This is a genomic window from Mycobacterium sp. MMS18-G62 (assembly GCF_053877835.1).
On record NZ_CM132662.1, the window covers coordinates 2945326 to 2958102 of the forward strand.

Annotated in this window: 17 protein-coding genes; 11 read left to right on the top strand and 6 right to left on the bottom strand. The window is 66.6% G+C overall.

Annotation, left to right across the window (positions count from 1 at the left end; all coding sequences use genetic code 11):
• Positions 1 to 9: 9 nt before the first annotated feature.
• The 5 genes from rplF to rplO are packed head-to-tail and all read left to right on the top strand — an operon-like array spanning position 10 to position 2308.
• A complete protein-coding gene (rplF, locus tag ACWW36_RS14660; protein WP_456142227.1) occupies positions 10 to 549 on the top strand; it encodes a 50S ribosomal protein L6 in 540 nt (179 codons plus the stop codon).
• 2 nt (positions 550 to 551) lie between these two features.
• Entirely contained in the window at positions 552 to 956 is a 405-nt protein-coding gene (gene rplR, locus ACWW36_RS14665; RefSeq protein ID WP_456142228.1) for a 50S ribosomal protein L18, read from the top strand.
• Between the two features lie 25 nt (positions 957 to 981).
• Positions 982 to 1668, top strand: coding sequence for a 30S ribosomal protein S5 (rpsE, locus tag ACWW36_RS14670; RefSeq protein WP_456142229.1), 687 nt, complete (start codon positions 982 to 984; stop codon positions 1666 to 1668).
• A 2-nt stretch (positions 1669 to 1670) separates the two neighbouring features.
• Positions 1671 to 1868 (top strand): 50S ribosomal protein L30, encoded by a 198-nt coding sequence (gene rpmD / locus ACWW36_RS14675; protein WP_456142230.1) that lies wholly within the window; start codon positions 1671 to 1673, stop codon positions 1866 to 1868.
• Positions 1865 to 2308, top strand: coding sequence for a 50S ribosomal protein L15 (gene rplO / locus ACWW36_RS14680; RefSeq protein WP_456142231.1), 444 nt, complete (start codon positions 1865 to 1867; stop codon positions 2306 to 2308). The genes rpmD and rplO overlap by 4 nt, the downstream gene beginning before the upstream one ends.
• Before the next feature lie 54 nt (positions 2309 to 2362).
• Here the strand turns inward: rplO and ACWW36_RS14685 are convergent, their stop codons facing one another.
• Together ACWW36_RS14685 and ACWW36_RS14690 are read right to left on the bottom strand one after the other, a co-directional pair.
• The gene (locus ACWW36_RS14685; RefSeq protein WP_456142232.1) at positions 2363 to 2707 is read right to left on the bottom strand and encodes a PE-PGRS family protein; all 345 of its coding nucleotides are present in this window, start codon (positions 2705 to 2707) and stop codon (positions 2363 to 2365) included.
• Positions 2708 to 2771: 64 nt separating this feature from the next.
• The gene (locus tag ACWW36_RS14690) at positions 2772 to 3698 is read right to left on the bottom strand and encodes an LLM class flavin-dependent oxidoreductase (protein WP_456142233.1); all 927 of its coding nucleotides are present in this window, start codon (positions 3696 to 3698) and stop codon (positions 2772 to 2774) included.
• A gap of 31 nt (positions 3699 to 3729) precedes the next feature.
• On the opposite strand from ACWW36_RS14690, the gene ACWW36_RS14695 reads away from it, so the two are divergent.
• From ACWW36_RS14695 to ACWW36_RS14710, 4 genes are read left to right on the top strand one after another with little or no spacing between them, the layout of a single operon-like run.
• Positions 3730 to 4080 carry a nuclear transport factor 2 family protein gene (locus ACWW36_RS14695; protein ID WP_456142234.1) on the top strand — a complete coding sequence of 117 codons (351 nt, stop codon included), beginning with the start codon at positions 3730 to 3732 and terminating at the stop codon, positions 4078 to 4080.
• Between the two features lie 26 nt (positions 4081 to 4106).
• Positions 4107 to 5903, top strand: a complete 1797-nt coding sequence (sppA, locus tag ACWW36_RS14700; protein WP_456142235.1) for a signal peptide peptidase SppA — start codon at positions 4107 to 4109, stop codon at positions 5901 to 5903.
• Between the two features lie 29 nt (positions 5904 to 5932).
• Positions 5933 to 6709, top strand: coding sequence for an SDR family NAD(P)-dependent oxidoreductase (locus ACWW36_RS14705; RefSeq protein ID WP_456142236.1), 777 nt, complete (start codon positions 5933 to 5935; stop codon positions 6707 to 6709).
• A complete protein-coding gene (locus ACWW36_RS14710) occupies positions 6706 to 7917 on the top strand; it encodes a zinc-dependent alcohol dehydrogenase (protein WP_456142237.1) in 1212 nt (403 codons plus the stop codon). The genes ACWW36_RS14705 and ACWW36_RS14710 overlap by 4 nt, the downstream gene beginning before the upstream one ends.
• On the opposite strand, the gene ACWW36_RS14715 is transcribed toward ACWW36_RS14710, so the two are convergent.
• On the bottom strand, positions 7914 to 8768 hold the full coding sequence (locus tag ACWW36_RS14715) for a helix-turn-helix transcriptional regulator (RefSeq protein ID WP_456142238.1): 855 nt from the start codon (positions 8766 to 8768) through the stop codon (positions 7914 to 7916). The genes ACWW36_RS14710 and ACWW36_RS14715 overlap by 4 nt on opposite strands.
• Before the next feature lie 74 nt (positions 8769 to 8842).
• Here ACWW36_RS14715 and ACWW36_RS14720 point away from each other — a divergent pair, with 74 nt between their 5' ends.
• Positions 8843 to 9505, top strand: coding sequence for a class I SAM-dependent methyltransferase (locus tag ACWW36_RS14720; RefSeq protein ID WP_456142239.1), 663 nt, complete (start codon positions 8843 to 8845; stop codon positions 9503 to 9505).
• 19 nt (positions 9506 to 9524) lie between these two features.
• Here ACWW36_RS14720 and ACWW36_RS14725 read toward each other — a convergent pair whose 3' ends face one another.
• Entirely contained in the window at positions 9525 to 10424 is a 900-nt protein-coding gene (locus tag ACWW36_RS14725; RefSeq protein WP_456142240.1) for an NmrA family NAD(P)-binding protein, read from the bottom strand.
• 137 nt (positions 10425 to 10561) lie between these two features.
• Here ACWW36_RS14725 and ACWW36_RS14730 point away from each other — a divergent pair, with 137 nt between their 5' ends.
• Complete coding sequence (locus ACWW36_RS14730; RefSeq protein ID WP_456142241.1) at positions 10562 to 11119, top strand: TetR/AcrR family transcriptional regulator; 558 nt, start codon at positions 10562 to 10564, stop codon at positions 11117 to 11119.
• Between the two features lie 19 nt (positions 11120 to 11138).
• Here the strand turns inward: ACWW36_RS14730 and ACWW36_RS14735 are convergent, their stop codons facing one another.
• Both ACWW36_RS14735 and ACWW36_RS14740 read right to left on the bottom strand, forming a co-directional pair.
• On the bottom strand, positions 11139 to 11795 hold the full coding sequence (locus tag ACWW36_RS14735) for an L-fuculose-phosphate aldolase (RefSeq protein WP_456142242.1): 657 nt from the start codon (positions 11793 to 11795) through the stop codon (positions 11139 to 11141).
• Positions 11792 to 12769, bottom strand: a complete 978-nt coding sequence (locus tag ACWW36_RS14740; RefSeq protein ID WP_456142243.1) for an NAD(P)-dependent oxidoreductase — start codon at positions 12767 to 12769, stop codon at positions 11792 to 11794. Before ACWW36_RS14740 ends, ACWW36_RS14735 begins: the two co-directional genes overlap by 4 nt.
• Between the last annotated feature and the right edge of the window lie 8 nt (positions 12770 to 12777).

The following is a 12777-nucleotide window of genomic DNA, read 5'->3' on the forward strand; positions in this document are numbered from 1 at the left end:
TAAGTAGACATGTCACGAATTGGAAAGCAGCCGGTCCCGGTTCCGTCCGGGGTCGACGTGACGATCGACGGTCAGAACGTGTCGGTCAAGGGACCCAAGGGCACGCTGTCGCTGGCCGTGGCGGAGCCCATTTCGGTGTCGCGCGGCGACGACGGCGCCATCGTGGTGGCCCGGCCCGACGACGAGCGGCGCAACCGCTCGCTGCACGGGTTGTCGCGCACGCTGGTGGCCAACCTCGTCACCGGTGTCACCGAGGGCTACACCACCAAGATGGAGATCTTCGGCGTCGGTTACCGCGTGGTGCTCAAGGGCAACAGCCTCGAGTTCGCGCTTGGTTACAGCCATCCCGTCGTGGTGCAGGCACCGGAGGGTGTCACGTTCGCGGTGGAAACGCCCACCAAGTTCTCGATCTCCGGCATCGACAAGCAGAAGGTCGGCCAGGTCGCGGCGAACATCCGTCGGCTGCGCCGCCCAGACCCGTACAAGGGCAAGGGCGTTCGCTACGAGGGTGAGCAGATCCGCCGCAAGGTCGGAAAGACAGGTAAGTAACTATGGCTGCTAAGACTGAGGCAGTGACGCGTAAGCCCGTGGGGCAGAACGCGTCCGAGACCAGGCGGGTGTCGCGGCTACGTCGGCACACCCGGCTGCGCAAGAAGATCTCCGGAACCGCTGAGCGGCCTCGTCTGGTCGTCAACCGTTCCTCGCGGCACATCCACGTGCAGCTGGTGAACGACCTGAACGGCACCACGCTGGCCGCCGCCTCCTCGATCGAGGCCGACGTGCGCGCGGTCGAGGGCGACAAGAAGGCCCACAGCGCGCGGGTCGGACAGCTGATCGCCGAGCGCGCCAAGGCCGCCGGCATCGAGGAGGCCGTGTTCGACCGCGGTGGCAACACCTACGGCGGACGGATTGCGGCACTCGCCGACGCAGCGCGCGAAGGCGGGCTGAAGTTCTAATGACGTACAACGGAAGGACTGCATGATGGCCGAGCAGGCAACACATGGTGCCGGGCCGGCGCAATCCGACGGCCGGGGCTCGCGCGGTGACCGCGAAGGCTCACGTGATGGGCGCGGCCGCCGTGACGACCGCGGCGGCCGAGGTGGCCGCGACGGCGGTGAGAAGAGCAACTACATCGAGCGCGTCGTCGCGATCAACCGTGTTTCCAAGGTGGTCAAGGGTGGTCGGCGGTTCAGCTTCACCGCGCTGGTCATCGTCGGCGACGGCAACGGCATGGTCGGGGTCGGCTACGGCAAGGCCAAGGAAGTTCCGGCCGCCATCGCCAAGGGTGTCGAGGAAGCGCGCAAGAACTTCTTCCGGGTTCCGCTGATCGGCGGCACCGTCACCCATCCGGTTCAGGGTGAGGCCGCCGCGGGTGTGGTGATGCTGCGCCCGGCCAGCCCGGGTACCGGTGTGATCGCCGGCGGCGCCGCCCGTGCGGTGCTGGAATGCGCTGGCGTGCACGACATCCTGGCCAAGTCGCTGGGCAGTGACAACGCGATCAACGTGGTGCACGCCACCGTGGCCGCGCTGAAGATGCTGCAGCGTCCCGAAGAGGTGGCGGCCCGACGCGGGCTGCCCATCGAGGACGTCGCACCGCCGAGCATGCTGCGGCACCGGCGGGAGGCCGACGCGCTTGCCGCGGCGGCCGCGCGTGAAGGGTCGGCGTAATCATGGCATCGCAAAAGGCACTGAAGATCACCCAGGTGCGCAGCACCATCGGTGCGCGCTGGAAGCAACGCGAAAGCCTGCGGACGCTGGGACTGCGAAAGATTCGTCAGTCCGTGGTCCGCGAGGACAATGCGCAGACGCGCGGCCTGATCAAGACCGTGCATCACCTCGTCGAAGTTGAAGCGGTGGAGGCGAAATGACTCCGATCAAACTCCATGACCTGAAGCCGGCGCCCGGCTCGAAGACCGCGAAGACCCGTGTGGGTCGCGGCGAGGGTTCCAAGGGCAAGACCGCCGGTCGCGGCACGAAGGGTACGAAGGCCCGCAAGAACGTCCCGGCGACGTTCGAGGGCGGGCAGATGCCGATCCACATGCGGCTTCCCAAGCTCAAGGGCTTCCGCAACCGGTTCCGCACGGAATACGAGGTTGTCAACGTCGGCGACATCAGCAGGCTGTTCCCGAAGGGCGGCGATGTCGGTGTCGACGAGCTGGTGGCCGCCGGTGCGGTGCGCAAGAACACGTTGGTCAAGGTGCTCGGCGACGGCAAGCTGACCGTCAAGGTCAACGTCTCCGCGCACAAGTTCAGCGGCAGTGCGCGTGAAAAGATCACGGCCGCAGGCGGTTCCGCAACCGAGCTCTAAATCGCAAGATGCATTGGGCCCCGCCGTGTGCGGGGCCTTTTGCGTTCCTGCGCGTTACGTCCCCCAGTTGAAGCAGCCGACGCCGGGCACGCAGCCGCCGCCCCCGAAGGGGCCGCCGTGACCGCACACTCCGCTGGCAGTGCAACCGCCGCCGCCGAGGGGGCCGCCGTTTCCACACGTGCCGTCGGTGGTACAGCCGCTGCCGCCGCTGGCATCGCCGCTGCCGCAGGCCCCGTAGGCGCATCCGTCACCGCCGGGGCTCTGTGGTGCAAATTGAGTGATCGAAGTGCCCGTCGCCACGGCGAAGGACTCTGCTGCCGCGAACGGCGCCGCGAAGATCGCCGCCGCCGCCGCACCCGCCATGACCAGCGGAGCGATCAAATTCAGTTTCGCCTTCATGTTTCCGGTTTTACCACCAAGATCGGAAACTTAAAACAGCTAAATTTTCAGCGAAAGCTGTGAGTCAGCTGAGCTGCGGAATCACCTCTGCAGCAAGCCGTTCCATCTGCTCGCGGTCCTCGGCGACGTGCTCTCCGACGGGGTTCAGCAGGACCATTTCGGCCCCGGCGTCGATGACCTCGCGCACTCCACCGACCACATCGGATGGCGTTCCGTACACGGGAACCGCGTCGATACCCGGCATGTCGCCGTAGATCCTATGAAGGCCCGCGAGCACGCGTTCGCGGGCGCGCGCCGCGTCGTCGTCGATCGTCAGGTACACCCGCTTGCCGATAGTGAAACCCGCGGGATCCTTGCCTTGCTTGTCGAGTTCGCGCCGCGCCGTCTTCACGGCCTCGACGAAGCTCGCGGTCGTCGACGAGCCCGCACCGAGGAACGCATCACCGAGCCGCACTGCGCGCGCGATTGCCTTAGGCGCGTTGGCGCCGAACCAGATTGGTGGATGCGGCCGCTGCACGGGCTTGGGCTGCACAGGCAAACCGTCGACGTGGCGGAAGCGGCCGTGAAATGTCACCGTGGGCTCGTCAGACCAGGCCGCCTTCATCAGCTCCAGCCCCTCGGTGAAGCTACTGACAAACGTCGACTTCTCCACGCCGAAGGCCTCGAACTTGCGAAAGCCGCCGCCGGGCGCCACCCCGAGGTCCAGCCTGCCGTGGCTGAGCCGGTCGACGGCGGTGACCGTCGACGCCAGCTGCAGCGGATCATGCAACGACGTAATGAGCACCGCGACACCGAGCCGCAGCGTGGTCGTGCACGCGGCGGCATAGGCCAGCAACTCCATCGGAGCGATCAGCGGTGACGGTCCGATGACCTGTTCGAGGGTCCAGCCGCCTTCGAATCCGAGTTCCTCGGCGCGGGCAAGATAACTCTTGAAGCCCGATTCATCGAAGCCATCGGAGTCGCGTTGGGGGATCGAGATCGAGAACCTCACCAGACCACCGTAAGCGTGATGTGATGGGCCGATGGTCGGCATCGTCGAGCGCTACCTCGACGCGATCGCGTCGCAGGACTGGGACGCGATCGATGAATGCATTGCCGACGACATCGTCCGTGTCGGGCCCTACGGGGATCGCTACGCGGGTCGCGCCGAATATCTCGCCTTCATCGCAGACCTGATGCCGAAACTCAAGGGCTATTCGATGAAGATGCACCGAGTCACGTACGCCACCGATGCGCTGGTGTTCGTCGAGCTCAGCGAGACCGTGGAGGTCGACGGAAAGTCTCTGCGGACCCCTGAAGTGCTGGTCTTCGAGCTCGACGGGGACGGCCGCATTGCGCGCGTCGAGGTCTTCATCCAGACCCCGGCGAGGTAGCACCGTCGCGTCGGTAGGCTCGCATCATGTTCGCCTTCCTGCCCGGTATCCCCGGCCCCGACGACGTCCGCGCGCTGGTCCGACGAGTGGATACCGCCCGGCACCACGGCGTTCCGAACGGGTGTGTGCTCGAACTTGATCTCCAGGTGGTGCCACATGAGACCGGCGGCTTCGACCCGTTCGCGTTCATTTCGAGCGGTGGGCGGCCGCTGGTGCTGCGGGAAGCCGTCGCGGCGATCCATCGCGCCGCGGAGGACCCACGGGTGGCCGGCCTGATCGCGCGCGTCCAAATCCCCGCCGCGGCGGCCGCGCCGGTGCAGGAGCTGCGCGAAGCCCTGGTTGCGTTCAGCGATGCCAAGCCGTCTTTGGCGTGGGCCGAGACCTACCCTGGCACGTTGTCCTATTACCTGGCTTCGGCGTTTCGTGAAGTGTGGATGCAGCCGTCCGGCACGGTCGGACTGGTTGGCTTCGCCACCAACGCGCTGTTTCTGCGCGACGCGCTGGACAAGGCAGGAATCGAAGCGCAGTTCATCGCGCGCGGCGAATACAAATCCGCCGCAAACCTTTTCACGCAGGACCGCTACACCGACCCCCATCGCGAGGCCGACAGCCGGCTGATTGAGAGCCTGCACTCGCAGGTGTGGCAGGCGATCGCCGAGTCACGCCATCTGGAGGCCGCCGACGTCGACGCGCTCGCGGACAAGGCACCTCTGCTGCGCGACGATGCTGTGGCCGGCCGCCTGGTCGACCGCATCGGGTTCCGCGACGAGGCGTATGCCCGCATCGGTGAACTCGTTGGTGCGCCGGGCATTTCACCCGAGACCGGCGACGCGGATTCCGACGATGCGCCGCCGCGGCTGTTCCTGTCGCGCTACGCCCGCGCGAGTGCATCCCGGCCGACCCCGCCGGTTCCCTCTATACCGGGGCGCAAGGCAAAGCCGACGATTGCCGTCGTCACCCTGCACGGCCCGATCGTCAGCGGCCGCGGTGGCCCGCAATTGTCGCCGTTCGGCAATTCGAGCGCGGGTGGCGACACCATTGCCGCGGCGCTGCGTGAAGCCGCGGCGCACGACGACGTGTCGGCGATCGTGTTGCGCGTGGACAGCCCCGGCGGTTCGGTGACCGGTTCGGAAACCATTTGGCGCCAAGTGAATCGCGTGCGCGAAGCGGGTAAGCCGGTCGTCGCCTCGATGGGCGCCGTCGCGGCATCGGGCGGCTACTACGTGTCGATGGGCGCCGACGTCATCGTCGCCAACGCCGGAACCATCACAGGCTCGATCGGCGTGGTGACGGGCAAGCTGGTGGCGCGCGAACTCAAGGACCGCCTGGGCGTCGGATCCGACTCGGTGCGCACCAACGCCAACGCCGACGCGTGGTCCATCAACCAGCCCTTCACCGACGAGCAGCGTCAGCATGTCGAGGCCGAGGCCGACCTGTTCTACACCGACTTCGTCGCACGCGTGGCCGCCGGCCGCAACCTGTCCGTCGAGGCCGTCGACGCGATTGCGCGCGGCCGCGTGTGGACAGGCGCCGATGCGAAGGAGCGCGGCCTGGTCGACGAGCTCGGCGGACTGCGCACGGCGATCAACCGCGCCAAGGTGCTGGCCGGACTCGAGCCCGACGCCGATGTTCGTCTGGTCAGTTACCCGGGCTCGTCGCTGATGGACCTGCTGCGGCCCAAGCCGTCGTCGCAACCTGCTGCGGCGTCCCTACCTGACGCTTTCGGCGCGTTGGTTGGCCGCTCGGTTGCCGGCGTGATCAGCCAGGCCGAGCGGTCGATGACCGGCGTCAACGCCCTCTGGCTCGGCGAATACCGCTTCTAAAGCGTGCCGAATACGCCAGCCTGTTAGGCATGGCCTTTTCGGCGGCGGGCAAACGGGTGCTCATCACGGGCGCCTCGTCCGGGGTGGGCGCCGCGGTGGCGCGTGCGTTGGCCGAGCAGGGCGCGGTCGTCGGGCTGATCGCGCGCAGGCGCGACCGGCTCGCCGCGGTGTTGGCCGAGTGCCAGACGTCTTCGCCGGACTCGCGGATGTGGGTGGCAGACCTCGCTGACAGCGCTGCGGTCGACGCGCTGGGCTTGCAGGCCTGGGACGCGCTCGGCGGCATCGACGTGCTTGTCAACAACGCGGCGATCCCGAAGCGGCGGGCGGCGCCGGCGTTGGAGCCGTCCGAAGTGGAGGCGGTCATGCGGGTGAACTTCTTCGCCCCGATGCGGTTGACGCTAGCCGTCCTACCTCGGATGCTGCAGCGCGGTGCCGGCGTGATCGTCAACGTGTCCAGCGTCGGCGGCAGGCTGGGCATTATTCATGAATCCGCCTACTGTGCAAGTAAATTCGCTCTGTGCGGGTGGAGCGAATCGCTGGCCGTCGACCTGCACGGCACCGGGGTATCGGTGAAGCTGATCGAACCGGGGCCCGTCGACACGGAGATCTGGGACCAGTCCGATAACGACGATCCGATCTACGACGGCCCCAAGTTCAGTCCGGAAGAGGTCGCTGTCGGCATCATCGCGGCACTGGGCGCCGACGGCTTCGAGCACTACGTGCCGGATATGAAGGCGGTGGTCGACCTCAAGAATGCCGACATCGACACCTACATCGCCGGAGCGGCGGGAATGGCCCAGTCATGAGGGCGCTGGTATTCGGCGTGCCGCCGGAGCCGCGGGAAGTGCCGGACGCCCTTTCGCACTCGCCGGTTGGTCTGAGGGATGTGCCGGATCCTGTTCCATTGCACGACGATTGGGTGATCACGCGGCCCCGTCTGACGGGCATCTGCGGCTCGGACTCCAAGCAGATCCTGCTCGACTTCGGCGAAGGCGACACGGACAACGCGATGGCGGCGTTCTGCTCGTTTCCTCAAGTGATGGGCCATGAAGTCGTCGCCGACGTGGTAGCGCTGGGTCCCGCGGCCCGCGGCCTGGAGGTCGGGCAGCGCGTCGTGCTCAACCCGTGGCTGTCGTGTGGTCCGCGCGGGATCGAACCGCCTTGTCCCGCATGCGAAGTCGGGGACTACAGCCTGTGCTGGAGCTTCACCGACGGCGATATCAAACCCGGCATTCACACGGGGGTGTCGGCCGATGTCACGGGCGGCTACGCCGAGCTGATGCCGGCGCATGACAGCATGCTGTTCCCGGTGCCGGATTCGGTGTCCGACGAGGCCGCGGTGTTCGCCGATCCGTTCTCGGTGTCGCTGCACGCGATCACTCGGCATCCGCCGCCTTCATCGGGCCGCGTGCTTGTCTACGGGGCGGGCTCCCTTGGGTTGTGTGCAGTCGCGGTGCTGCGGGCGTTGTATCCGGAGGTAACGGTCGCGGTGGTGGCGCGCTTCGGCGCGCAGGCGGAGTTGGCACGTCGCTTCGGCGCCGATCTGGTGCTGGCGCACGAGCCTCGGCTTGCCGTCATCGAGGAACTCGTCGCGTGGGGCGGTGGCCGGCTGCGCCAGCCGTTGCAGGGGCTGCCGATGGCCTACCCGGGTTCGATCGACGTGGTTTACGACACCGTCGGCAAGCCGGAGACGTTCGAGGTCGGCGTCCGCGTTCTCAAGGCGCGCGGAACGTTGGTGAAGGCGGGTGTGCATGCGCCTGGGCGATGGGAGTGGAGCCCGCTGTACTTCAAGGAGATCAACTGGGTCGGCTCCAATGCGTTTGGTGTCGAAGAGGTTTCGGGAGAGCGCAAGCACGCAATCGCGCACTACCTCGATCTCGTCGTCGATGGTCGAGTGGACCTACGCCCGATGCTTACCCACACGTTCCGGCTCGAGCAGTGGCGCCAGGCGTTCCTGGCGATCGCCAATCAGGGGGAGAGCGGCGCGGTCAAGGTGGCCATCGACTTTCGCTAAGCCGGGCGGCCGCGCCATTGCCGCGGTGACGCGCCGTGGGTGCGGCGGAACAACCTGCTGAAGTATCCGGGATCGGGCATACCGATCCGCCTGGCGACCTCTGCTATTGGCAGCTCGGTGCCTGACAACAATGTGCGCGCTTCGGCCATGCGGCGTTCGATGATCCACTCCTGCACCGTGCGCCCGGTGCGGCGGCGCACGACGGTCGTCAGATGTCCTGGCGTCATGCCAAGTTCGCGCGCCACATCGCGCAGGGACAGCGGTTCGCCGAGGTGACGGTCTATCACGGTGAACACCTCGGCGAGAAGGGGTTCGCCGCTGCGCCGCAGATCGCCCACCACGTCGGTGGCCAGCCGGGCGACGTCGATCAGCAGAAGCGTGAGCTGTGCGAGCGCCGCCTGCCGATAGCCCTCCCGCCGGCCGTCCAACTCGGCCTCGATCGATTCGATCGCCTTGTCCCACACCGGCTGTCGCTCCGCGGGCACCTTCAATTGCAGCAAGCCGCCCGACTGCCCGTGTACGGACGGAAACAGCAGCGGGTGAGCCTGCCATGATGGCCACGGTGACCTCCCGTCGCCATCGAGCGCGGCGGGATCGAAGAACACTCCGACTCCATTGTCTCGGTGGGGCACCTGTGCCGGGTCGACGGCGGCACCGGGCGCAACTACGTAGACCAGCCCAGCTGTGTGCGTGTACCACAGCACAGGGAAGTCGTGGATGTGCACGCCACGTTCGAGGACATCGCCGTCCGCCGCGCGGACCACCGATACCGGGGGTGTGTCGAAATCGGCACGGTACTGGTAAACAGGCACGCCGTCGCGGCGGCGGACGAGGCGAGACGACAAAGCCATATGACCGAAGATAGTCTAACTCTTGCCGACAATCACCCAACACCGTTATGCCGTAGTGGGCGACTATTGAACGTATGACCGAACATCGTCCACATACGGCGACCAACCACGACTACATCCCGGCCTTCGGAAAGGACGCGCTGCTCCCGTTCTACGACCTGCTGACCCGCGTGCTGGGCATGGGCAAGGTGTACAACACCCTGGTCGCACAGGCCGGACTTGCCGACGGGCTGCGTGTCCTGGAAATCGGCTGCGGTACGGGCAACGTCACCATCCGCGCCAAGCGCGCGGCGCCGGGCGCGGATGTGGTCGGCACCGATCCTGACCCGCTGGCACTGGCGCGGGCGCAACGAAAAGCACGTGGAATGCCTGGGATTCGCTTCGAGCGCGCCTATGCGCAAGAGCTGCCCTTCGCGGATGGCGAGTTCGATCGGGCGCTGTCGTCGATGATGCTGCACCATTTGGACGAAGACGTGAAGACGGGCGCGCTGGCGGAGCTCCATCGCGTGCTGCGTCCCGGAGGCAGCCTGCACATCGTCGACATCGGTGGGCACACGACCGCGCACCACGGCTTGGCCGGGCGCTGGATGAAGGACAATCCCCACGCCGCAGGCAACCTCGGCGATGCGATTCCGCGGTTGCTCCGGAAGGCGGGTTTCGACGTCGAGGAGCTCGACACTCAGCGGCATCGCCTGATCGGCCATCTCACCTTCTATCGCGCCACCCGCCCGGTCTGACGACGGAGCCGCCTCGCGCTCATCGACGAGGGCGCCCGCTGGTGTGGAACCGGGAGCGGGTGCCCGCGACGTAGTCCTCCACGGTGATGGGCTTGACTCCCCCGATCACCTCGACGAGGTTGTTTTCCCCGGCGAAGACTCCGTCGCGGTAGTCCTGTGCCACGTTGCTGATGTGCTGCACGAAGTGCGCCGATGCGCCGGCACTGGTCAGGCCGGCAGCGAATGTGGGGATGTCGATCGGCTCATAGCGCACCGGAATGCCCAGGGTCGCTTGGACTTTCGCCGCGATCTCATGCCAGTTGAGTTCTTCGGCGCCGAACAGCTCGTAGACCTGGCGGTCATGCGGATCGGGGTTCTGCAGGATGGCCGCAATGACATGGGCTTGATCGGCGGCGTCGATGGGGGCGTGGCGACCATCGGCGAAGGGCAGCCGGTAGATCCCTTCATCGTTGTCGCGGATCCAGAACATGTTCAGGAAGAACGTGAAGAAGGTGGGTCGCAGATGCGTGGTGACCAGCGCGCTGCGGTCCAACAGCCGCTCGGCGAGCCAATGGTGGCGCGCGGCATTGCTTTTGGCTTCCCGGCGCGCCGAGATCTGCGACATGTTGACGACTGCGTGCACGCCAGCCTCGCTGGCTGCCTGCACGAAGTTCGCGGTGGCCTCCACCAAACCGGGAGCGACGGGGTAGTTGAAATAGGCCGCGGTCACCCCGGCCGTCGCCGCGCTGACCGAGGGAAAGTCCAGCAGGTCGCCCTGCACGACTTCGGCGTCCAGTTCACGTAGCCCGTCCGCGCGGTCGTCGAGGGTGTGCACCAACGCGCGCACGCGGAGACCGCGTTCGCGCAGCAATCTGACGGTGTGTGCGCCGGTGTTGCCGGTGGCGCCTGTGATCAGGAACAACTCCTTGCTGTCGGTCATGGTCGTCGCCTCTCCTGCTTCTGGGGTCTTAAGCTGATGCACCAGACAACCGCGGTAAACCGATCGGTATTCCTAGCAATGTGCGATTTCTAGGGAAATTAGGAATACGCGCACCGATCGGTGTACTTATAGGAGCTATGAACGGTACAGACACCGCGTCGCCTCGCGAGCGAATCCTGGCCGCCACAGAGAACCTGTTTTATCGCGAAGGCATCAACGCCACCGGCGTGGAACGCATCGCCGAGGAAGCACGGGTTTCCAAGCGCACGCTCTACCGCCACTTTCCAAGCAAGAACGACCTCGTGGAGCAGTATCTGCGTCGGATCCACGACACCAATGGCGTCCGCAATGAGCAGGCCCTCGACACCCCGGGTGCGACCGCACGCAAACGGCTATTGGCGATCTTCGATGGCCTGCCCGTCGACCGCTTCCGCGGTTGCCCCTTTCACAACGCGGCCGTCGAGGCTGCAGACGAGATGCCCGGCGTTCACGGCATCGTTCACGAACACAAGCTGCAGTTCATTGCGCGCCTGACCGACGCGGCGGCCGAAGCCGGCGCCGCAGATCCCTACCAGTTGGGTCATCAACTGGCTGTGCTCTTCGAGGGTGCGCTGGCGTTGGCCACCTCGCTCAACGACACCGCGGCCATGATCCACGCACGATCAGCGGCCGAAATCCTCATCGACGCGGCCTGACGACGGGCGCTTGCAACCGCTACATGGGGTTTTGGCGCAGGTAGCCGTACACCGCGGCGAAGTTCTGGTTGACCTCGTCGGGAATGGGCACCGGGCCCCCGAGAGCCCTTGCACCCCAGACGATCTGCGCGGTGCGTTCCACAAGCGCGGTGACATGCAGCGCCTTGTCAGGACGCGGACCCACTGCCACCAACCCGTGGTTGGCGATCAACGCGGCCGCTCGGCCATCAAGAGCCTTCACCGCGTTGGTGCCGACATCAGGAGTGCCGGAGGCCGCGTACTCGGCGCAGCGAATCTCCCCGCCGCAATAGACCGAGAACTCGTCGATGCACGCCGGGATGGGCTGGCGGGCGACGGCGAACATGGTGGCCCACACGGGATGGCTGTGGATGACGCTGCCGATGTCGTCGAACGCCGCATAGCACGACAGGTGCAGCTTCATCTCAGACGACGGCGAGCGGCCGTCCATGGCCTCCAGCACCGCACCATCCGGATCGACCAGCACGAGGTCCTTGAGCGTCATGTCGGCGTAGTCGACCGACGACGGCGTGATGACGAGGTTGCCGTCCTCCCGGCGTGCCGAGATGTTGCCGGCCGTGCCCTCGACCAGGCCACGCCGCAACATGTCCTTGGCCGCCGCCAGCACCGCCGCCTCCGGGTTGTCGACGAACCTCATGTGGCCAGCACCTCCGGGTTGACGATATGTATGGGTGTGCGTCCGGACAGGAGCGCCTCGAGGCCGTCGGCGACGATCTGCGACTGTCGTGCCTCAGTGTTCCACGTCGCCCCGCCGATATGCGGCGTCAGGACGACGTTTGGCATGCTCACCAACGGGTGATCGGTCGGCAGCCATTCGCCGACGAAGTGGTCCAGACCAACGGCGGCCAGCTTGCCCGTCTGTAGCGCTGCGACCAGGGCGTCGGTGTCGTGCAGTTGCGCCCTGGCGGTGTTGAGGAAGACGGCGCCATCGCGCATCGCCGCGAATTGCGGGCTGCCGATCATCCCGACCGTGTCGTCGGTGACAGGCGCGTGCAGCGAGACGATGTCGGCCTCGGCGAGCAGTTCATCGAGGCTGTGGCGCGCTTCGTCGTTGTACGGGTCGTGTGCAATGACGTTGACACCCAGCCCTTCGAGGCGCCACTTCAGCGCGCGGGCAACGGCACCGAGGCCGACGAGCCCGGCAGTTTGCCCGGCGACCTCCCACGCCCTGAAGCGTTGATAGGGGATCGTGCCGTCGCGAAACACCTGTCCCGCGCGCACATCGGCATCGGCGGTCAGCACGTGCCTGGTGGCCGCAAAGAGCAGCGCGATCGCCATCTCGGCGACGGCGTCGGCGTTGCGGCCGGGGGTGTAGAGCACCGGGATGCCCGCATCTGTCGCGCCACGGATGTCGACGTTGTTCGGGTCTCCGCGGGTGGAGGCGATCGCCCGCAGCGCAAGCTCGAACACCGGGCCGCCGACCGAATCACTTTCCACCACAAGCACATCGGCTTTCTCTGCCGATGCCCGCTCGGCCAGCTGCTCGGCGCTGTAGATCCGAAGCGGCGTCTGTTCGATCCACGGGTCGTAGACGACGTCGGCAAGCTCGCGCAACTTGTCGAAACCGGGACCACGCAAGGGAGCCGTCACCAAGGCCCGAAGTCGCGTCACGAGTGACC